General features: G+C 40.6%; 20 protein-coding genes. 10 read left to right on the forward strand and 10 right to left on the reverse strand.

Features of this window, described 5'->3' with window-relative positions; all coding sequences use genetic code 11:
- Nucleotides 1-31 precede the first annotated feature (31 nt).
- Entirely contained in the window at nucleotides 32-958 is a 927-nt protein-coding gene (locus tag IPI59_02340) for a tetratricopeptide repeat protein (GenBank protein MBK7526403.1), read from the reverse strand.
- A gap of 239 nt (nucleotides 959-1,197) precedes the next feature.
- Here IPI59_02340 and IPI59_02345 point away from each other — a divergent pair, with 239 nt between their 5' ends.
- The gene (locus IPI59_02345) at nucleotides 1,198-1,791 is read left to right on the forward strand and encodes a hypothetical protein (GenBank protein MBK7526404.1); all 594 of its coding nucleotides are present in this window, start codon (nucleotides 1,198-1,200) and stop codon (nucleotides 1,789-1,791) included.
- 46 nt (nucleotides 1,792-1,837) lie between these two features.
- Here IPI59_02345 and IPI59_02350 read toward each other — a convergent pair whose 3' ends face one another.
- Nucleotides 1,838-3,637: a hypothetical protein gene (locus IPI59_02350; protein MBK7526405.1), complete on the reverse strand. Its 1,800-nt coding sequence runs from the start codon at nucleotides 3,635-3,637 to the stop codon at nucleotides 1,838-1,840.
- A 257-nt stretch (nucleotides 3,638-3,894) separates the two neighbouring features.
- On the opposite strand from IPI59_02350, the gene galE reads away from it, so the two are divergent.
- Nucleotides 3,895-4,926 carry a UDP-glucose 4-epimerase GalE gene (gene galE / locus IPI59_02355; GenBank protein ID MBK7526406.1) on the forward strand — a complete coding sequence of 344 codons (1,032 nt, stop codon included), beginning with the start codon at nucleotides 3,895-3,897 and terminating at the stop codon, nucleotides 4,924-4,926.
- Nucleotides 4,927-5,058: 132 nt separating this feature from the next.
- On the forward strand, nucleotides 5,059-6,318 hold the full coding sequence (locus tag IPI59_02360; GenBank protein MBK7526407.1) for a pyridoxal phosphate-dependent aminotransferase: 1,260 nt from the start codon (nucleotides 5,059-5,061) through the stop codon (nucleotides 6,316-6,318).
- Between the two features lie 4 nt (nucleotides 6,319-6,322).
- On the opposite strand, the gene IPI59_02365 is transcribed toward IPI59_02360, so the two are convergent.
- From IPI59_02365 to IPI59_02390, 6 genes are all read right to left on the reverse strand, one after another.
- Nucleotides 6,323-7,483, reverse strand: coding sequence for an FAD-binding oxidoreductase (locus tag IPI59_02365; GenBank protein ID MBK7526408.1), 1,161 nt, complete (start codon nucleotides 7,481-7,483; stop codon nucleotides 6,323-6,325).
- 33 nt (nucleotides 7,484-7,516) lie between these two features.
- The gene (locus IPI59_02370) at nucleotides 7,517-8,671 is read right to left on the reverse strand and encodes a cytochrome-c peroxidase (protein MBK7526409.1); all 1,155 of its coding nucleotides are present in this window, start codon (nucleotides 8,669-8,671) and stop codon (nucleotides 7,517-7,519) included.
- Nucleotides 8,672-8,856: 185 nt separating this feature from the next.
- Nucleotides 8,857-9,306 carry an NUDIX hydrolase gene (locus tag IPI59_02375; GenBank protein MBK7526410.1) on the reverse strand — a complete coding sequence of 150 codons (450 nt, stop codon included), beginning with the start codon at nucleotides 9,304-9,306 and terminating at the stop codon, nucleotides 8,857-8,859.
- 54 nt (nucleotides 9,307-9,360) lie between these two features.
- Nucleotides 9,361-10,227 carry an SdiA-regulated domain-containing protein gene (locus IPI59_02380; protein MBK7526411.1) on the reverse strand — a complete coding sequence of 289 codons (867 nt, stop codon included), beginning with the start codon at nucleotides 10,225-10,227 and terminating at the stop codon, nucleotides 9,361-9,363.
- Between the two features lie 6 nt (nucleotides 10,228-10,233).
- A complete protein-coding gene (locus IPI59_02385; protein ID MBK7526412.1) occupies nucleotides 10,234-10,788 on the reverse strand; it encodes an RNA polymerase sigma factor in 555 nt (184 codons plus the stop codon).
- A 233-nt stretch (nucleotides 10,789-11,021) separates the two neighbouring features.
- Complete coding sequence (locus tag IPI59_02390; protein ID MBK7526413.1) at nucleotides 11,022-11,375, reverse strand: hypothetical protein; 354 nt, start codon at nucleotides 11,373-11,375, stop codon at nucleotides 11,022-11,024.
- Between the two features lie 459 nt (nucleotides 11,376-11,834).
- Between IPI59_02390 and IPI59_02395 the strand changes: the two genes are divergently transcribed.
- From IPI59_02395 to IPI59_02405, 3 genes are all read left to right on the forward strand, one after another.
- Nucleotides 11,835-12,938, forward strand: coding sequence for a hypothetical protein (locus IPI59_02395; GenBank protein MBK7526414.1), 1,104 nt, complete (start codon nucleotides 11,835-11,837; stop codon nucleotides 12,936-12,938).
- 198 nt (nucleotides 12,939-13,136) lie between these two features.
- Complete coding sequence (locus IPI59_02400; protein ID MBK7526415.1) at nucleotides 13,137-13,736, forward strand: hypothetical protein; 600 nt, start codon at nucleotides 13,137-13,139, stop codon at nucleotides 13,734-13,736.
- Nucleotides 13,711-13,884: a hypothetical protein gene (locus IPI59_02405; GenBank protein MBK7526416.1), complete on the forward strand. Its 174-nt coding sequence runs from the start codon at nucleotides 13,711-13,713 to the stop codon at nucleotides 13,882-13,884. Before IPI59_02400 ends, IPI59_02405 begins: the two co-directional genes overlap by 26 nt.
- A gap of 147 nt (nucleotides 13,885-14,031) precedes the next feature.
- On the opposite strand, the gene rpmA is transcribed toward IPI59_02405, so the two are convergent.
- Together rpmA and rplU are read right to left on the reverse strand one after the other, a co-directional pair.
- Nucleotides 14,032-14,292 (reverse strand): 50S ribosomal protein L27, encoded by a 261-nt coding sequence (gene rpmA / locus IPI59_02410; GenBank protein ID MBK7526417.1) that lies wholly within the window; start codon nucleotides 14,290-14,292, stop codon nucleotides 14,032-14,034.
- Between the two features lie 120 nt (nucleotides 14,293-14,412).
- Entirely contained in the window at nucleotides 14,413-14,721 is a 309-nt protein-coding gene (rplU, locus tag IPI59_02415; protein ID MBK7526418.1) for a 50S ribosomal protein L21, read from the reverse strand.
- A 124-nt stretch (nucleotides 14,722-14,845) separates the two neighbouring features.
- On the opposite strand from rplU, the gene IPI59_02420 reads away from it, so the two are divergent.
- From IPI59_02420 to IPI59_02435, 4 genes are all read left to right on the forward strand, one after another.
- Nucleotides 14,846-15,595: a DUF2490 domain-containing protein gene (locus IPI59_02420; GenBank protein ID MBK7526419.1), complete on the forward strand. Its 750-nt coding sequence runs from the start codon at nucleotides 14,846-14,848 to the stop codon at nucleotides 15,593-15,595.
- A gap of 372 nt (nucleotides 15,596-15,967) precedes the next feature.
- The gene (locus IPI59_02425) at nucleotides 15,968-16,936 is read left to right on the forward strand and encodes an efflux RND transporter periplasmic adaptor subunit (GenBank protein ID MBK7526420.1); all 969 of its coding nucleotides are present in this window, start codon (nucleotides 15,968-15,970) and stop codon (nucleotides 16,934-16,936) included.
- 8 nt (nucleotides 16,937-16,944) lie between these two features.
- Nucleotides 16,945-20,025, forward strand: coding sequence for an efflux RND transporter permease subunit (locus IPI59_02430; protein MBK7526421.1), 3,081 nt, complete (start codon nucleotides 16,945-16,947; stop codon nucleotides 20,023-20,025).
- Nucleotides 20,025-21,425 (forward strand): TolC family protein, encoded by a 1,401-nt coding sequence (locus IPI59_02435; protein MBK7526422.1) that lies wholly within the window; start codon nucleotides 20,025-20,027, stop codon nucleotides 21,423-21,425. The genes IPI59_02430 and IPI59_02435 overlap by 1 nt, the downstream gene beginning before the upstream one ends.
- Nucleotides 21,426-21,458 lie beyond the last annotated feature (33 nt).

Below are 21,458 nucleotides of genomic sequence, written 5' to 3' on the forward strand. Positions count from 1 at the left end.
TGCGTTAAGCGAGGCTATTTTTTGTGTCTTATTATTTATCTAAAGGTTTTGCTTTAAGGGTGGGGTCTAATTGCAGGGCTTTTTTAAAATTTTGTTGTGCCTTTGCCGAGTCGCCCATTTGTTGGTAACAGTTGCCCAAATTAACATAAGGTTTTGCATATTGGGGGTTAATGGCAATGGCTTGCTCGTAGGCTTTTATGGCTTGCATAATTTGATTGGTGGCTAAATAGCTATTACCCATATTAAACGCGGCCATTGCATAGTTGGGGTCAAGGGCTAAGGCTTTTTTGTAAGTGTCAATGGCTTGGTTAAATTGCTTTTGCTTGTGTTGAACAATGCCTATATGCAACAAAATTTTGGCGTTATTGGGGTCAAGTGTCTGGGCTTTTTGTAGCGCTTCTAACGCTTGAGGCAGTTTTTGCAGCTCGCTGTTGGCCATACCCAAACCAAACCATGCATCGGCAAAATTGGGTTTAAGTTGTGTGGCTTTTTCAAAGGCTGCTGCTGCCTGCTCGTTGTCGCCTTTGGCTTGGTAAGCAATACCTAAATTGTTGAAGGCGGCAGGCTCGGTGGTATATTTTGCGGTAAGTTGGGTAAACGATGTTATGGCGGCATCGGTTTGGCCGGCTTGCAACTGCTCAACTCCTTGCGTATTTAGGGCTTGCCCTTCGGCGGGCATATCGCTTTGTATTTGCTTGGAGGCGGTAGTTGATTGATTGTTGCTATTAAGACTGTTGTTGCTGCTGGTTGCCGAAGAACCGCCCGGATTAGTGCTAATATGGTTTCCGTTAATTGCTGTTGTGTTGGTGTTACCGGTGTTTTCGCCCGAGTATTCTTTGTTGTTGATTATAAAAAGCACTAAAAAAATAAAAACCACCAAACCTAAAAAAATAAATAAGGTGCGCCTGCTGGTTTTATTGTTGTTGTTGTTGTTTGAGGTGTTTGGCGTGGGGGTCATAAAAATAAAAATAATAATAATGTGTTTGTAATTAATAATTCAAATAAAAACTAATGCTAACTTATAGACAAAATTAACTAAATTGTGCTATCTAAAAAGTAAATTGCAAAATAGTTATTATATTGTATCTATTTTAGGTTTTTATCCGGAAAATTAAAAAACAAGGCGCTAATATTTGGCTCAATCTTGTAAAATAATCATACTAAGTATTACCTTTTTTAAACAACCAATTTTAAAATATGGACACAAATAAATATTTGTACAGTAGCTTGCAAATACAGCCAAGCGAATTAGCAGATATTGCCGAAATAACAGCGCTTTACCATGCCTGCGCAGCTTATCAAGCCGAAAAAAAGCACGAGGTTTGGCAAATTGCCAGCCCTCAAACCATAACCAACGAAATAAATCAATTACGCCACTACAAAGCGGTTGTTACCACATCAAAAACGGCTAAAAATTGCAATAATAACAAGGAAAGCAGTTGTTATTGTAAAATTGCAGGTGTTTTTACCATCGCTTACACCGACCCAATAATTTGGGGCACCCGCAATGCCGATGCAGCACTGTATTTCCATAGAATTGGCACACACCCATTATTTATGGGCAAAATAAACCTAATGGACGCACTTATACAATGGGGTAAATCTCACGCCTTAAATAATAACTTACAATATTTGCGCTTAGATACCTGGGCAAATAATAAACCCCTGTGCCAGTATTACCAACGCACGGGTTTTACTAATGTTGGCCAAACGTTTATTAACCAACCCCCAGAATTACCACCTCATTATTGGAATATACCCCTTATGCTGTTTGAAAAGGCTGTAAAATAATTAAAAACGGGCAAGGCTATAGTTTTTTTCCGGAACGAACCATTAATTACATCTTGTACGGCGTAAACAGCGGACCACTAAAACACGGGTAGGTTTTAGTAACGATAACACCATCCTCTAAAAAGGATTCAGCCCAGCAGTATTCGCGGCCTTTTGTGTCATCATTTTTTATTTGTGGAACGTACCATACTACTAATTGCGCATTTGTTATAGTTTCGGGGTTTGGCTCAATAAATTGTTCGGGGCCTTGTTTGTAGTCTTCGTTACAACAAGGGCCAATGGTAATTAAGTCGCTTTCACCCTCGTTGGCATCAGGTTTGTACAGGCTTACATACAAGTATGCGTTATCGCCACGCCCGCCATCATCAAATTGGCCATTTCCTGGGGTAATATAATAGCCCGATTGGTTTGGTTGCCCACTTTGCAGCGCATATTGGTAGCCATTTTTGGCATATTTAGTAGTAGGTTTTTGTAATTGCCAGCCTTCTTTTTCCCAGTTTTTCCAAGTTTTACCATCCCATTCGGCAAAATTCATTTGGGGGTTTGCCATGGCAATTCTAAACACGGGCCTATAAGTGGCGTTATCGCCGCAGCCGCGTCCTAAGCTGGCAGAGGTCATTCTAAAACGACCATCGTCATAAAACTCAAAACGCTGTTTATAATTATAACTACAAGGTGTTGGCCACCCTTCGCTTCTAAAAGTTTGTTCGAGGGTAAAACCAACACTTTCTCCGGATTTATTTTTAAGGTCGTTTATTTTTGGCTCATCTATGGCTAAAACGGCTGCCTGACTAAAATAAGGGCAGCCAACGGCATCGCTATAACCAAACCCATCAGTACCCGAGTAACTTACGTGCCAATCGACCAATTTTGCGCTGGTTACAATTGGCTGGTTATTATAAAATGCCTCCGAAACCTGTAAGCCATCGCTACTGGTAATCATATAATTTAGTTTCCAGTTGTTTCGGTTTAGAGCAGTACTTTTTTCGCAAAAACAGGCTGTAATTTTGTCATCTTGTAAGCGCCGTTCGGTAATACGAAGGGCGGGGCCTGTGGTGCCAACATTTGTCCACCTGATACCAACCAAACTATGGCGGGTTAGGTCAACAATTGCCCAAAGGGCTTTGTCGCCCTTAACAAAAGTAGGCGCCACACAAAGGCTTTTACTGCGCTCGCAGCGGGTGCGGTTAAGGGCTGTTTTGGTGCTGGCCATTAAAGCCTGCGCTTCATCGGGTTTATAGCCAAGGGCTTGTTGAACCTCGGGCGAGTGAACGGCAATTTTAGTGGCCAACTCTTTTAAATTGGCCGGAATATCGGGTTGGGCTTGTTGGGTATGATTACAAGTCAGCACTTTTTTTTGGGCCAAGTCAACTATAGCTATCGTTGCTAAATTAAGGCCAAAATTATACATTTCGAACCTAAAAAAATTAGTTAAAGGGCCGGGTGACTTGCGGTCGCTAAAATCGCTTTCGCGGGCGGGGTAAACGCCAAACACCTCGTTGCGATATGGTAAATTAGTTTCGGGTTGACGGGTATAACGCAGCACATTTTCGTCAGACAAGGCAATAAGTTCTGCCATTTTTTGTGCTTCCGAAAGTGTATCCTTGCACAACAAAACCGGAGTTTTTTGCTGCAAAGCCTTCTTTATCTCTGCAACCCGTTCGTTTACAAAATCAAAAGTACGCAAACTGTCGGCGTTGGCAATAATTGAGTTTAGCACATCTGAGTCGGTTGTTAGATTTTGGGGCTGTGTGCCTTCGGTTTTATCAGCAGATGGCTGTTTGCAATGCCATGGTAATAACAATACAAGTATAAAAATAAAAAATATAGTATTGCGCAATTCCATTTTCAATAAAAAAAAACAATTATTTGATTAGCTTATAAACAAAGCCATTAAACAAGGCAACAAAGTTAAGTATAATTGCCGAAACACAACTATTATTATGGGTGGTATTGGGCAAACAATGGCTTAAACCGCTACTTGTTTGCTGCTTGTTTTTTAATATAATATTTGCTGTTTTGTAGAGCCAAATCGTTGCTACAAATTTTAAATAATAGTTTTAATTTTGCCGTTTTGTTTTACTTGTAAATACACACAGTACAGTGAAAATTTTAGTAACAGGCGGCGGCGGCTATATTGGTGCACATACAGTAGTTGATTTAATTGAAAACGATTACGATGTTTTTTCAATTGACAACATGACTCGTGCTTATCCGTCTATTTTTTCCGGAATAGCCCAAACCACGGGTATTGAAGTGCAAAACCATCCGGATGATTTAACCGATGCAGCCTCACTTCATCAGGTTTTAAATCAGCACCCTACCACCGAGGGGGTCATTCATTTTGCAGCTTATAAATGGGTTCACGAGTCGGTGGCTAATCCCCTGCTGTATTACCACAACAATATTGCCTCGCTTGTAAACCTGCTTACTGCCATTAAAAACAGGCCAACAATTAAATACGTAGTATTTTCATCCTCTTGCTCGGTATATGGCAATGTGCAGACCTTACCCGTTACCGAAAACACTCCTTTTGGCGAGGCCGAGTCGCCGTATGCCTACACTAAACAAGTAGGCGAGCGCGTTATTACCGACCTCGCTAAAACGCTTAACAACGTGCAGTTTGTATTGCTGCGCTATTTTAATCCCGTTGGTGCGCACCCCAAAGCATTTATTGGCGAGGTGCAACCAAAACCCGAAAACTTAGTACCCTATATTACACAAACAGCCATTGGAAAACGCCCAACCATGCAGGTGTTTGGCACCGATTACCCTACCCGAGATGGCAGTTGCCTGCGCGATTATATACATGTTTGCGATATTGCCCACGCACATACGCTTGCTTTGGCTTATATGGCTAAAAAACAAAACACCCAAACTAATTGTGAGGTGTTTAATCTTGGCAGCGGGCAGGGTGTAACCGTACTCGAAGCAATAAAAGCCTTCGAGCAAAGTACTAATCAGAAACTAAACTATACATTAGGGCCGCGCCGCCCCGGTGACGTGGCTGCCATTTATGCCAATAACCAACGTGCAACTGATTTGCTTGGGTGGCAACCCAAATACAATTTGTTTGACATGATGCAAACAGCGTGGAATTGGGAGCTTCGTTTGGCTAAAAAATTACCAAATTAATCGTATATTTGTGCAAACTGTAGTGCAAACCTTGCATGGCAGTATTAAAACCATTAACTTCGCTGAAGGCAGCTTACCTGCCACCCTAAAAATTATACCATGAGCAACCTACTACCTGCCACTGCCGACCTGCTGCCTGTTTCGCAAATGGCCGAAACCCTAATTGGGTCTGAAATTATTAAATTAGCCGCCCAAATTAACCAACGAATAGACCAGGGCGAAACCATTTATAATTTTACCATCGGCGATTTTGACCCGACTTTATTTCCGATACCCGATGCTATGAAATTAGGCATTATGGAAGCCTATACACATAACGAAACCAATTATCCGGATGCTAATGGAATGGAAATCCTGCGCAAAGCGGTAGCTGAATTAATTCAAAATACACAACAACTTAATTACCCTCTGAACGAAATATTGATTTCATGCGGCGGAAGACCACTTATTTATGCTTTATACCGAACCATTTTAGATGCAGGCGATCAAGTAGTTTTTCCGGTGCCCTCGTGGAACAATAACCACTACACCCATTTATCCGGATGTAACGCCGTAATGATTGAAACCTCCGAAGAAGATAATTTTATGCCTACGGCGCAACTGTTGGCACCACACCTTAACGAAGCCGCCTTATTAGCTCTATGTTCGCCGCTAAATCCAACGGGTACGGTTTTTGGCCGCCAGCAACTATTTGATATTTGCCAATTGGTGCTAACTATTAACAAAAAACGCAGCTTAAACGGGCAAAAACCGTTGTACGTGCTTTACGACCAAATATACAGCGCGCTTACTTTTGGCCAAACACAACACCACGACCCCGTAACCCTTTGCCCCGATATGCGCCCCTATACCATTTTTGTCGATGGGGTGTCGAAGGCGTTTGCTGCTACGGGGGTGCGCGTAGGCTGGGCGTTTGGGCCGCAGCGAATAGTCGCTAAAATGCGGGCTATTTTGTCGCATGTAGGGGCGTGGCCAGCCCGCAGCGAACAATTAGGAGTGGCTAATTTTTTAAACAACCCCCAAGCGGTAGCCAAGTATAGCAAATGGTTTAAAGCCGAACTTTACGCCCGCCTTGATGGTATTTATAAGGTATTTAAAAGTTTAAACGAACAAGGCTACCCCGTAAAAGCTATTGCGCCACAAGCCGCTATTTATTTAACTGTTAAAATTGACCTTAAAGGCAAAACCAAGCCAAATGGCGAGGTATTAACAAGCACCGCCGCCGTTACCGACTTTATACTGCAACAGGCCGGAATTGCTTTAGTACCGTTCTACGCTTTTGGCAGCGACCACGAGTCGACATGGTATAGGCTTTCGGTGGGTACTTGCCAGTTAGCTGATATTGACAAATTGTATAACGCGCTTAGAAATGCTATGGATATTTTGCGTTAATTACTTAGCTCGCGGCTTCCATTAATATATTGCACAATTGCTGCCCTATATAGCTGCCTATGGCTACGCCCATTCCATTCATGCGCACGCCTGCACAAATGGTAGGACTTATACGCGCTAAAATGGGTTTTTTTATTTGGCCAAATGCCATAATGCCGGCCCATTGGGTGTCTATTTCAAAGGGGGTGTTGGGCAAAATAATGTGTTTAAGCTTGTGCAACAGGTCGTCAATTATTAAGTTAGTCGTTTGAAGATTGGTCGTGGCTTCTCCGGCAAAATCAAGGTTGCGCCCTCCGCCAAAAATAACTCGTTGGCCAAAATTCCGGAAATAAAAATAGCCTTCATCAAAATGAAAAATACCTTTAAATGGCAAATCAGGTATGGGTTTTGTGGCAACAACCTGCCCACGTCCGGGGGTAATATCGGCATCGGGTAAAAATTGTTTGGCAAAAGCATTGGTACAAATTGCCACTTGCCGGGCTTTAAACCGCATTATTTGTTGAATTACAGGGTCAAACACTTCAACTTCGGCAGGATATTGCGTGCCGTTGCCGGTATCCGGATAAATATTTTGCACTTGCGCTCCGTTAATAATCATTACCCCGCGCTGTTGCACGTATTGCAATAACGAGCGCATCATTTTGCCTGTATCAATTTGCCCTTCGCACAGGTTTTGCACCATTGCTTTTACATATTGGGGGTTAAATTTAAATTGTTTTAGCAATGCGGGTGGGGCAGGCTTAAAGGCTTGTGTTTTGGTTATAGGTTTTAACAGTTGGTTTAAATAAGTCAGTTGGTCGAGGCAGTAAATTTCTTTTTCGGTTAATAGCTCGTAGCTGCCGTTGGGCAAATAGCCAATTGCGGTGTCGGTAAGGCGTTGGCGCAGTACTTGTAGGCCGTTTACGCGCCACGAGGTAATTTGCTGTACTTCGGCTTCGCTAAGGGTTTTACAGTTACTAAGCAGTTCGGTGGGGCTGCCAATACAGGCAAATCCGGCATTTTTTGTGCTTGCTCCGGCAGGCAAGATTCCTCTTTCTAAAATGGTAACCTTAGCCTCCGGATTTTTTTCGACTATAGCTGCTGCGGTTGACAGACCTACAATTCCGCTTCCTATAATAATATAATCGGCGGTTAAAAAGGATTCGCGTTCCCAAAAACTAATCACATCAACAAATAAACAGGTTTATTAATTAATTTTTTATTTAAAAGGGCTGGCAAATGCCGGATTATTTAAAAAAGCGGTATCGGTTAAGGCGTGTAAAAATGCCAACAAGTCTTTTTTGTCTTGCTCAGAAAGTCCTAATTTGAGGTCGGTGCCAAAGTCGGCGTAAATAATAGGGTCAATATTAGGCGAAATTTCAATGCCTGAATCATAATGTTCAATTACCTCTTCGAGGGTTTTGAAGCGGCCATCGTGCATATAGGGGGCAGTTTGCGCAATATTGCGCAAGGTTGGCGTTTTAAATTTGCCGTTGTCATTGGGGTTGCCCGTAATTTTGCCATAGCCTTGATCTTTAAAATCGTTAAGTGTGGCAGCTTTGTCTAAACCATTATTGTGGAATTTATTGTCCGTAAATAAGTTTAATCCGGGTTTGTTTATACTAAAAAAGTGGCAATGCTCGCAATGCGCTTTGGTAACATACACATTAAATCCTCTGTTCACTTCTTCGGGGGCAAAATATCCGGAGCCGGGGGTTAGGTATTTATCTAATTCTGAGTCGGCACTAATTAAGGTAATTTCGAACATGGTTATTGCCCGTGCTACATCTTCTTTTGTGATGGTTTTTAGGCCAAAAGCCTCATAAAACAGGGTGCGGTAGGTTTTGTGTGCCATTATCCGGGGCATGGCTTCTTCCCACGGAAGGTTCATTTCGATTGGGTTTTTTACTGGTTCAAGGGCTTGCGCATCTAAACCAGCCGAGCGGCCGTCCCAAAAAAAGGTAGGTCCGTATATTGCGTTAATAATTTGCATGCTGTTGCGGTCTCCGGCAATTTTATCAACGCCTACACTAAAGGCTTTGCCATTGTCGGTAAAGCCAAATTTTTGGCTGTGGCAGGTGGCACACGACTGGGTGCTGTCTTTCGATAAAATGGGGTCGTAAAACAACATGCGGCCTAATTTTACACCATTTTTTGTAGGCTTTAAATAGCTGCTTATATAGTTGTCAATAAGTGGCAAACTCGGTGGCGAGACCAAAGGATAGGCGGTGGTGTCGTGGGTAAGTGTATCGAAGTTGATGCCTAAAAAACACGGGTCGGTTGGATTAGTACAATCCGGTTCGTCTTTGCAGGCAGAGATACCCACTAATAGTAAGCAAGCAATGGCAATAGTACAGATATTATGTTTTTTCATTGGTTGCAAAAAAGTTATTATGGCTGTTTTAATACATACTTGTCCTACAAAATTACGGTAAAAGCCTGCTAAAAGTTATGCAGGCAATTAAATTGTAACAGATAGGCTAAATATTATACAGCTTTGCAACTTTGTTGGAATGCAAGTAATGAAAATAGGTACTAATACATAAACCAAGTACCATTTTACAGGTGTTGGTTTTGTAGTATAGTTATTACTTTTTGTTCGGTAATAAAGGTCATGTCTTTGGGGTGCAACTTGCTTAGGGGCACCCACCTGAATGCCTGCAGGCCGCCTTCGTGGGTTTCATCGTACTGGAACGGAATATCTTTAGGGCTAAATTTAAAGGGTTGCAATGGCTCAACGCGGTAATAAACGGCAATAACTTGCGACTCGGCACTAAACGTTGATTGTACAAAAAAGTCGGTGGTGTAAATATGCTCAAGTACTTCGACGGGTGTTTGGGTTTCTTCTAAGAACTCGCGTACCAAAGCTTCGCGGATACCCTCGCCAAATTCGACCGCACCACCCGGAAATTTGCTTATATCGCGGCCTTTTATTAGCTCATCGCTTATTAAAATACAGTTTTGTTTGTCTATAACAACACCATAAACACGAAGACTAAATTTTTTTATGGTAGTTGAGGTTTGCATGAGTGGGCAGTGGGGGGCAGGTAGGTGAGGTTAATTTTAGCGTTTCATTTTAAAAACAAACAAAGTTGGTGTTTTACCTGCGGCTTCGTTTGTAATTATCATTGTTCCGTCGTTTAAAAAGGTGATGCCTTCGGCTTTGGTGTACATTTCGCTGTTTAACGGTTTCATGCAGGTAACCTCGCCTTGCCTATTTATGGTAAGCAGTATTTTATCGGCAGCCGAAATAATATAAATATCGTTTGTTATGGGGTGAACAGAAAGGCTTGCAGGCCTAAAGTTAAATGGCTTTATTTGGCCTTGTGCATTTGTGTCTTTTTGTTCAATATTAAAGCTTTTGGCTTTTTGCTCGAGGTAGGCAGTATTTAGGCTGTAAACAGGCTCTTCTACTAATTTTTTTGTTGCCAGGTCATAGGCATAGATAAACCTTTCCGATTTTTGGTCGTGGTTGCGGGGCTTACTTTTGGCAGCAATTAACAGACGGTTATAGTTTGGGTCATAGCAAAGTCCTTCATTGTTTGCGGTGGCCAATTCTAATAAGTCGTGGGTTAGCGGCGTTTTATCTTCCGGAAAATTATTCCACTCTGTCAACCGTCCATCGCTGCGCAAAATATAAAGTGTGTTTTGCGCGTAAGTTAACCCTTCAAAATCGCCAATACTGTCAAAAGGATGTCGCGATATTATTTCGCCGCTTTTAAAGTTATAAAGAAATACAATTCCTAACTCATCCTGAACACAAGCAACGGTTGAAGCGTCAATATCGGTTAAGCCCGAAACTTCGTTTAAAATTTTGGGCAGTTGGTGTTGCGTGGTTGGCTTGTCGAGGCAGTATTTAAACTTTGATTGTGCGTGGGCAGCTGTAACAAAAAAGCAAAAGAGAAATACTAATAGAGAGAAGTTTTTCATGTTTTTTTAATTGTAAATAGTGTTTGCTATGCTGCCGTTATTATTAATAAACGAGTCGGCATATTCGGGCAGGCGGTCTTTTAGGGCTTTGCGGGCAAAAAATATCCGGCTTTTTACTGTGCCCAAGGGCAATTGTAAATCGTCTGCAATTTCTTGGTATTTAAAACCGTTGTAGTGCATCATAAAAGGTACTCTGTAGTCGGCACTTAGTTTGGCAATGGCATTCATGGCATCTTCATACATAAGGCTTTTTTCGGCACTATTGGGTATAACGGTCGAAAAGCTGTTTATAAAGTACAAATTATCTGTTGTATCAACTATAACGCGCTGTTTGGATTTTTTGCGGTAAGTATTAATAAAAATATTTTTCATGATGGTAAAAAGCCATGCTTTTAAATTAGTACCCTCAGCATATTTCTCTTGGTTTACCAACGCGCGATAAATGGTTTCTTGCAATAAATCCTTTGCCTCATCCATGTCTTTTGTTAGATTGAAAGCAAAAGGTTTTAAACTACCTGATAAATTAACAACCTGTTGTGGGAAATTAGCAGTAATAACCATAAGAAAATCTTTATTTTTTGAGTTTTTTGTTTAACTTTAATACTGCAAAGATACAACAAGGCGTGCAGTTTTGTGCTTTTGTTTAGCTTTTTTAGCAAAGCATTTAACAAAAAATAACGGGCATCCGGATATTTGACCGTGGATTGGTGTGGAAATGTTTAATCTAAACAAAAAAAGCCGAAGTCAGTAACAACTTCGGCTCAACTCTCCCTAAAAACAATCACTTTAAACGCTTAGTTTTCGCTAACAGTAATTTTGCTTTTTTTAGTAGCGGTATTGTTAGTGTTAGCGGTCAATTTTTCCTCTAAACGGGTTTCGATTTCTTCCAATCGAGTACGTAAAGTTTCAACTTCTTTTAAGTTGTAGAAAAAATCGAATTTTTCGGTTAATTTGCCGAAGTTAGTTTGTATTTTTTCTTGCATTTCAGCCGTTTTAGTTTCAGCATCTTTTACAAAAGAAGTCATCATTTTTTTACCTTCTTCGTAAGAGGCTTTTTGTTGTTCTACCAACATTTCGTTGTATTCTTTCATTTTTTCGTTGGCTAAAACGATCATGCCTACGCTGGTGTAGAACATTTTTTTCATCATGTCAATCATGGATACTAAGTATATTTTGTGTTAAAAAAAATTAAATTATAGGTATTGCTGCGCAATTACAAAATATTCATCTGCAAATAGTATGCCACAACTTTCAATTTTTATTGAAAGTACCGAAAAAACAGAAAAATGGCAAAAGGTCTGCCAAAAAGACTTAATTTTGACCGACACCTTGACATGATTCTTTTGAATTTATTCAGAATTGCGCCAAAACATTTAAAAAACTTTGCTATTTTGGCAGTAAAAATCCGGATGTGTTTTTATACTTATCTATTGCTTCAGGCATATTATTTGCTGTTTTACTTGGCGAATAGGCAATAAAATAAAAATTTGTCATTGTATTGTCAGGCTTTTTTTTATAAAACTATGCGATATAGGCAAAATATAACTGTTTTTATCCGATATTTGCAATATAGAATACCCCCAACCCATTAAAGTAAACATTTTTATATGAACTTGATTTTTACCCCACAGTGTGCTAATTTAAAAAATACCAAATACGGGCAGTTAAAATGGTGTTTTTTTGTTTGTTTATTTACGTGTCTGTTTTCATTTCCACAAACCAATGCCTTTGGCACTCAAGCCACCGGAGTAGCCCGTTCAGCTACAGTTACAACTGATGCTAATACTACCCCGCGCGAAATGGAAATGGTCTCTCTTATTAATAGTTTGCGCACAGATCCGGTCAATTTTACCAGCTATGTAAGAGCGTATCGAACCAAGCGTTTGGCCAAACTTAATAACAACGCACAGCATCCCGAAATCGTTAAAATAGACGAAACAATAGACCTTTTATATAAATTAAAACCGTTGCCGACACTTAGTATTCATTATGACTTGTACCATAGTCAAAAAGCTTTTGCCGAATACATACAAAACACCGGTAGCCTAAACTCGTATAACGACAATCAAAACCGAACGCCGTGGGCGCGACTAAAAGATAATTGTGGGATAGAAGATGGCAATTATTATTATGTTACCGGAAGGTCGAGTATAGCCGACGCGGTGGTAAATGCTTTGGTTGATTTTGAATCGCAGGGAAATGCCCGCCGTAACAATTTGCTGGGGGCAAACTGGAAATTTATATCTTGTAACGAAATAGGTTGGGTGGGTAAATATAAACATTGCTGGATACAAACCTTTGGAAGTACAAATGGCCCGGCAATTGAAGCCCCCCTGGTTGTAAATAATAACACCGAGCCATCAACGCCGGTAAAGAATAATCCGTTTATCGTTTTGCCTTCTACTCCTACCAGCGAGCCTAATATTTCTATACAGCGCCCTTCTACAGCCGATAATACCCAACAAAAACCCACCGCCAACCCCGCTACTGCTATTTTTCCAACTCAAGAACCTGAATTACAGCGCGCAACAAGTTTTACCAACGCTGATTTAACCAAACTATTGACTTTGCCCGAAGTTAAAACCGCCTCAAAATATCAACAGCTTAAAAACTTAATTGATACACGTATTGATGCCGACAATAAAATTAAACAAATTGTTCAAGAGCTCGAAGAAGCACAACTAATACCAAAACAATTTAGTAGAAGGTAACTGTTTCGCCTGCTTGTTTGATTAATTCAATATCTTAGTGGAAATACAAAAGCTACATTATTTAAACTCAATTGTGTAGGCAACAAAGAACGAATGAGATACTTTCTACTTGCGATGCTTATAGTTGGTTTTAATATAATTTCGAAAGCATCGAATAAGATATATTTTCTACATGGTTACGGTGGGCCCGGATTCGAAATGAATCGGATACTTAAAGCGGTAGAGAAATCCGGATTTGATTGTTCTTTATTCAAATATCGCAGCTTGGTCAAAGATATTGATTTAGTTGGACTTGATTTGATTAAACAAATTCAGTTAGATGGTGCCGACTCAATTTCATTTGTAACTCATTCGATGGGTGCACTTGTAGTAAGGTCAATTTACAATTATATTGACTCGCTGGATTCTTTCCCTATAATTAACCGCATTGTAATGATTGCACCACCAAACAACGGCACCCAAGTAGCTGACTTTTATTATAAGTTCAGTTTTTTACGGCATGTCCTTGGGCCTAATTTGCGCAATTTGACAACTGATTCCATTTATGGTGCCAGGCGGTATCCTATTCCAACCTGCGAGGTGGGATTGATAACTGGTAGCTTTGTTGGTAGCAAGACCCTTAATTTATTTTTGGAGGAGGAAAATGATGGTTTGGTTGTTCCCGCACAAGCAAAATTAGGCATTGAAAAAGATACCGTATTAATTAGATCTTGGCACTTTGGTATATTGTTTAAGAAAAAAGTTGCAAGCCATGTAATATCCTTTTTAGAATATGGAAGCTTTACCCCCACTAAATAATCGAATATTAAAAGCGCACCCACAAACAACGCTTAAACCAATGTTGGCCAATAACGCCAACTATTTTTTCCGGAAAAAAAACAAACAAGGTGCTTTAAAACAAGTTGAAGTTTATTGCTACTTGGTTGCCGCAATTTTTTTAACCTAATCTCATAGGCTTGCCAAATTGAAAAAGCGAAAAACAACTTAATTAAAACAAGTTGTTTTTCGCTTTTATGTTATAATATCTTTGCCCAACCTAATACTGGTTCTGGCTAAATAAAATAAAGCTAATTGCTAGCTATAATAAACTGTGCTATTCGGCAGCAGCTACAACCGAAATATAGGTGCGGTCGTTGCGTTTGGTTTCAAACTGCACTACACCCTCGGCGGTGGCAAATATAGTATGATCTTTACCAATGCCAACATTTAAACCCGGATGAAATTTGGTGCCGCGCTGACGTACAATAATATTGCCTGGTATAGCAACTTGGCCGCCATAAAGTTTTACACCAAGGCGTTTGCTTTGCGAGTCGCGCCCGTTTTTGGTACTACCCTGACCTTTTTTGTGTGCCATATTAAATTAATATATTAATGTTTGTGTTAAAAAAAGGTGGTTACATAATTATAGTTTTATGCAACCAAAAAATAAAACTACCTGAGACAGATGTGTAAGGTATAACCGTAAAATAAACGACTATGCAATTGCTTCTATCCGGATTTTTGAAAATAACTGACGATGACCGTTCATTTTTTGATAGCCTTTGCGGCGTTTTTTCTTAAAAACCAAAACCTTGTCGCCTTTGGCATGGTTAAGAACAGTGGCAGCAACACTTGCCCCCGAAACGGTGGGGCTGCCTACGCGCACACCGGCATCTCCGGCTACTAATAAAACGCGGTCAAAACTTACCGATGTGCCTTCGTCATTTGGCAAACGGTGTACATAAATTTCTTGGCCGTTTTCAACTTTAAACTGTTGGCCGGCTATTTCAACAATGGCGTACATAAATTTCTTTGTCTAATTTGGCCTGCAAAGGTACGTGTTTTTATTTAATGTTGTTACTTTTGCTAAAACTTTTTTTTGTAAAAGCAATTTGTAGCCTTAACTTTGCCCACTTAATTATTTGGTTATGCAAATTTTATCTCGCTTTAATTTCAATCTTCGATTTGTTAAACTTGTTGTTTTTTTATCTGGTTTTTGCCCGCTGCTGCTGGTTTTTGCTCAAAATACCGAAGCACCTGAAGCTAAAAAACCCCTAACCGATACTGGTCTTTGGTTTGAAGTAGGCGTTTCGCAACCTGTGGGCGAAAAATGGAGCGTTGACGTATCGGAAGAATTGCGTTTCGACAAGGGAGGGCAACACTTGAGAAGTGCTTATACTTACGCTGGAATAGCCTATAAATTAGCCGATTTTGTATCGTTACAAGCAGGCTATAGGCTAAAAGTGCGCAAAACCGAACATTTGCAAAACGAAATAAGATTTGGCCCTACTTTTAAAACGCGCGTTAAACCCTTAAAACTCGATTTGCGCTTGCGGGTTCTTTATAAACACGAGTTTGCCAAACCTGATGATGCCGCCGATTCAAAGCATCTGCGAGCAGCACTAACAGCCAGGGTATCTCGTAAAAAATGGACGGCTGCACCTTATGTACGCACAGAATGGTTGTATGCACTTTCGTACAAGGGTCAGTTTTTTGATGAAAGTCGTTGGCAAATTGGCGTTCAATACGAGCCATTCAAAAATCATAGTTTTGCCGCTTATTATCAATACACCGCTAATTTAAACGACTCGCCCTTAGAGCGAAAGCATATTTTAGGTTTCGAATATGGCTACGAACTGCCTAATTTGGTGACTAAGCCGCCAAAAACAAAACCATAAGCAGGCGTATTTACAGCCCGTATGTTTTAAGCGTTTAACAACACTTCAAAGAAAAATACTTGTTCTTGCCCTGCCGCAATGGAGCGCGGTATGCCTATGAAAATAAAATATTGAAAAAGTTAATAATTGTTAAAAGCAAAAACCTTTTGTCAAATTAATGATTAAACATTTTTAGTAAACGGGCATTTATGCTTGCTAATTAAAAAAATGCGTACTTTGCCCCCATTAAATCCTAACTATGTTATTTAAGTAAGCATGAATTATTTGCCCAGCAAAATATACCTCCCCTCTTTGTTTTTTATCTTGCTGATTTTATTCGGTTGCAAAAAAGAAAAGGCCGCATCCAGCCAAGCAATGGCGCCAAAGGGGCCAATGTCTTTTGTTGCCGATGGGTTTATTGTTAAGCCTACATCGGTAAGCAATAAAATTGTTTCGTCGGGCAGGCTGGCGGCAAACGAGCAGGTTAATATCCAGCCCGAAGTAAACGGCAAGATTACGCAAATATTTTTTACCGAAGGTAAGGCCGTCAACAAAGGAGCAACCTTGGTAAAGTTGGACGATGCCGACCTATTGGCGCAAATTAACAAAGTTCAAACTCAACGGCAACTTTCAGTAAATACCGAAGAGAGGCAAAAAAAACTGCTCGATATTAATGGCATTAGCAAACAAGAATATGACCTTACAACAACACAAATTAGGTCGTTTGATGCTGACTTGGCCATTTTAAGAACGCAATTAGAGAAAACAGAAATTAAAGCGCCCTTTTCGGGTGTAATTGGTTTGCGCAATATCAGTATTGGCGCAGTTGTTACATCCGGAACCATTTTGACGGTGCTTCAACAACTCAATCCGTTAAAATTAGAATTTTCAGTTCCGGAAAAATATGCCAACGACCTAAAAACAGGTCAAAAAATAAAATGCGCATTTCCCGGAATGAAAGATACCCTCATCGGAACAATATATGTTATTAACCCAATTATTGACGCAGCAACCGGCACAATAATGGCAAAAGCCAAAATAGACAACTCGGGCAACAAATTATCGCCGGGGCAATTTGCAAATGTTGAAATTTTATTAAATTCAAAACCTCAAGCCATTTTAATACCCTCGCAGAGTGTAATTCCGGGCACAAGATTTAAACAGGTTGCAACCTATAAAAACGGAGTAGTGCAAATGAAAGAAGTAGTAACCGGAGAGCGCAACGAGTCGGAAGTAGAAATACTACAAGGGCTTGAGTTTGGCGATACGGTACTAACAACGGGTATTATGCAGGCACGCGACCAAGGCAAAGTGCAACTGAAACAAATTATTAATGCTGCTTCGGCAAATACAAACAATTAAAATAAACAATGAGTTTACCCAGCATATCGCTTGACCGTCCGGTAATGTCTATTGTGATGAGTATCATCATTGTTCTATTTGGCTTACTTGGGTTTTATTTTTTAGGTGTACGTGATTTTCCGGCAATAGACCCGCCCAATATAAACGTCCGGACAAATTACGCCGGCGCAAATGCCGACATTATAGAGTCGCAAATTACCGAGCCGCTTGAAAAAGCTATTAATGGCGTGCCCGGAATTAAAAATATTACCTCGTCAAGCAGCCAAGGAATGAGCAATATAACGGTTGAGTTTGAACTGGGAAACGACCTTGAAGCTGCGGCAAACGACGTGCGCGATAAAGTATCGCAAGCCATACGGCAACTGCCCCCCGATTTAGATGCCAACCCCGTTGTGTCAAAAGCAGATGCCAACTCAGATGCCATCATTTCAATGACGGTAAGGAGCAATACCCTAAACCAACTTGAAGTTACCGATTTTGCAACGAATGTGCTGTTAGAGAAACTTCAAACGATACCCGGAGTAAGTAGCATTCAAATATGGGGAGAAAAGCGGTATGCCATGCGAATATGGATGGACCCAACCAAACTGAACGCGTATGGCCTAACCGCCAATGATATTGTTGCCGCACTGCAACGAGAAAACGTTGAACTCCCATCGGGCAAATTGGCCGGAAACGCTACCGACCTAACAGTGCGCACCTTTGGCAAACTAACCAACGAAAACGAGTTTAACAACCTTGTTATAGCAAACGCAAACAACACACCGGTAAAACTTGGAGATGTGGCCACGGCTGTTTTAGGCCCCGAAAATGAAGAAACCGTATTAAAAGAATCGGGTATTCCAATGATAGCATTGGCCTTGGTGCCCCAGCCCGGCTCTAATTATGTAGCTATTTCAGACGAGTTTTATAAAAGATTTGAACAGTTAAAAAAAGATATTCCGGATGATTTTACCCTCGATATTGCCTTAGATAATACCAAATTTATCAGAAGTTCTATTTTTGAGGTCGAAGAAACCCTTGCCATCGCATTTGTGTTGGTTATCCTTATCATCTTTTTGTTTTTTCGCGACTGGTTAATAGCAATAAGGCCGCTGATAGACATTCCGGTATCGCTAATTGGTGCATTTTTTATTATGTACCTTTTTGGATTTACCATTAACATACTTACGCTTTTGGCCATTGTTTTGGCTACCGGATTGGTGGTAGATGACGGAATTGTGGTTACAGAAAATATTTATAAAAAACTCGAAAAAGGTATGCCCAAAATGCTCGCCGCCCGCCAGGGCAGCGAAGAAATTTATTTTGTGGTTATTGCCACCTCCATAACACTTGCCGTAGTTTTTCTGCCTATTATTTTCCTTCAGGGGTTTGTTGGCCGCTTGTTTCGCGAGTTTGGCATTGTATTATCCGGAGCGGTGCTAATTTCGGCGTTTGTATCTCTAACCTTAACGCCCGTGCTTAATGTACTTTTAACCAAAAAGAAACCAAAACACTCGTGGTTTTATACAGTAACCGAGCCGTTTTTTGCCGGCCTCGAAAGCGGCTACCGCAAAGTTTTGACCGTTTTTACCAAAGTGAAATTAGTAGGTGTGCTTTTATTGTTAGGGTGTTTTTGGGGTATTTATTACCTGTTCAACATCATTCCTTCTGAGCTTGCACCTATGGAAGACCGCAGCCAGTTTAGGCTTCAGGTTAGTGCCCCCGAAGGCACCAGTTTTGATGCCATGGATAAATATATGAACCAAATTACGGATATGGTTATAGATTCGGTTCCTGAAAAAACAGTTTTATTGACGGTAACCGCACCTGCATTTGCCGGAAGTGGCTCCGTAAACTCCGGATTTGCCCGCGTAGCCCTGTGCGAACCAACCGAGCGCACCCGAACACAGGCCGAAATAGCTAACTATATCAACAAAAAAGCATCAACATTAACCGAAGGACGTGTATTTGCCATCCAAGAGCAAACAATTGCAACCAGCAGGCGCGGCGGTTTACCAGTTGCGTTTGTTTTGCAAAATATCAACTTCGAAAAACTAAGCACCGCTTTGCCACTTTTTTTAGAAGAAGCAGGTAAAAGTCCCGTTTTTCAACAAATTGATGTGGACTTAAAATTTAACAAACCCGAACTAAACATTGAAATACTAAGAGATAAAGCCGCCGACCTTGGAATTAGCGTAGCCGAAGTTTCAGAAGCCCTTCAAATGGCTTTTAGTAACAGAAGAATTGGCTTTTTTAACATGAACGGAAAACAATACCAGGTATTAGGCCAATGGGAGCGCGAATACCGAGACGACCCTACTGACTTAAAAAATATTTATGTAAAAACTAAAAATGGTGCACTTGTTAGTATAGATAATGTGGTAACTATTAATGAAGAAACAAGTCCGCCTACAATTTACCACTTTAACCGCTATAAATCGGCAACCGTTTCGGCAGCACTTGTGCCCGGAAAAACAATTGGAGACGGCATTGAAGAAATGGAACGAATTGCAGCTAAAGTTTTAGACAGTTCGTTTACCACTGCCCTTACCGGCGCTTCGAGAGATTATGACGAGAGCGCCTCTAATACCGGATTTGCATTTGTTTTAGCCTTAATACTTATTTTTTTAATTCTCGCTGCGCAGTTCGAAAGTTTTATAGACCCGGTTATTATTATGCTTACCGTGCCAATGGCTATTGTTGGGGCCTTGCTGTCTTTATTTTTGCTTGGTCAAACTGTAAATATTTTTAGCCAAATTGGTATGATTATGCTTATTGGTTTGGTAACTAAAAATGGAATTTTAATTGTAGAGTTTGCCAATGTATTAATGAAACAAGGAAAAAGTAAAGCTACAGCGGCCATAGAGGCAGCAGTAATGCGGCTGCGCCCAATTTTAATGACAAGTTTGGCAACAGCCTTAGGTGCCTTGCCCATTGCCGTTTCTTTTGGTGCAGCATCAACAAGCCGTATGCCGCTTGGTACAGTTGTTGTTGGAGGCATTATGTTTTCGTTAATCCTTACACTTTTCATCATTCCGGTAATGTATATTCTAATTAGCAGACGAACCCCCGCCCCTGTTTCTTCACCCGAAAACGCCCTTGTTTAATGCTTCGGACTTGTTTCCCTTACCGCCAACCATTCCCCAACAAAAAACATGTATGGGAAAATCCTAAATTTAAGCGCCCTTGTTGCCTTAAATTGCACTTCTTCGTTTGGGCACTAATTCCGGCATTTATTTTTTTGTGGCCTCAAGCTGTAAAATCGCAGCCAATTTCACTTAATGAAGCTATTAAATTGGCTTTGGAAAATAATTTTAAACTTCAAATTGCACGAAACAATTTACAGACGGCTACTATCAATAATCATCCCGGAGAGGCCGGAAGGTTGCCCGTTGTTGGGTTACAAACCGGAACTTCGGCAGTGGTAAACAGTATTAGCCAAAAATTTAACAATGGCTCTGAAATTAACCGCGCCGGCGCGTTGTCTTCCAATACGCAATTCTCTCTTTTTTCATCGTGGACGCTTTTTGATGGCTGTAAAATGTATGCCACCGGCCAAAGGCTAAAAGAACAAGTTGTGGCAGCCGACCTTGTACTTACCGAAGAAATGTTGCAAACAACAATAAATGTAGCAACCCAATATTTAAACCTCATCAAACAGTATCAACTGCTTAAAAATATTGATACACTTATTGCCATTTCAAACGAGCGCTTATTGCTTAATAAAACAAGATTTGAAAGCGGACTAAGTGCTAAAATGGATTATTTGCAGGCGCAAACCGATGTAAACGCCCAAACAGCCCAAAAATTAGTTCAACTTAACAGTATTGAGCAAACAAAAGAAAACTTGAATTTGCTTATGGGGCGAAATGCCGGCACACCTTTGGAAATAAGTGAGCGTTCTTTTCCGGAAAATGCGTGGATTTTACCCAATGAATTAGATTTGGATAAACATCCGACTATTAAACAAGCAAAAACTCAAATTGGCATCGCACAATTACAAAAACAAGAAATTGAAGCTGCAAAATATCCAACTGTTGACCTTGAAGCGGCCTACAATTTTAGTTTCAACAAATCGCAGGCGGGCTTTTCGTTATACAATTTAAGCACTGGGCCAGTAGTGGGCGTAAATCTTAACTGGACGCTGTTTAACGGCGGAAAACTAAAACGGGCATTGGCCGTAAACGAAATTGGCATAGAAAACCTGCGCACAACACTCGCTCAAACCGAGCAATTATTAGATGCACAATGGGTTGAGGCACAAAGAACACTTGTTTTTGCCCGCCAACTTGCCGACCTTGAAAAACAAAACCTCAATGTTGCCACTGAAAATATGTTTATTGCACTTGAAAGATTAAGATCCGGAATAGCTAACTCGTTGGAACTGCGCGAAACACAACAAAGTTACGAGCAAACCTTAGTCCGCCAAACAGAAGCGTTGTTTCAAATGAAACTTTCAGAATTAAATCTCTTGTACCTGAAAGGAGAGCTAATTATACAAGAGTAAACCTGCGGCAAATTTGTGTAGATTGCCAACGGA

This window comes from Sphingobacteriales bacterium, from assembly GCA_016706405.1.
In the GTDB taxonomy this organism is placed as follows: Bacteria; Bacteroidota; Bacteroidia; order Chitinophagales; family UBA2359; genus BJ6.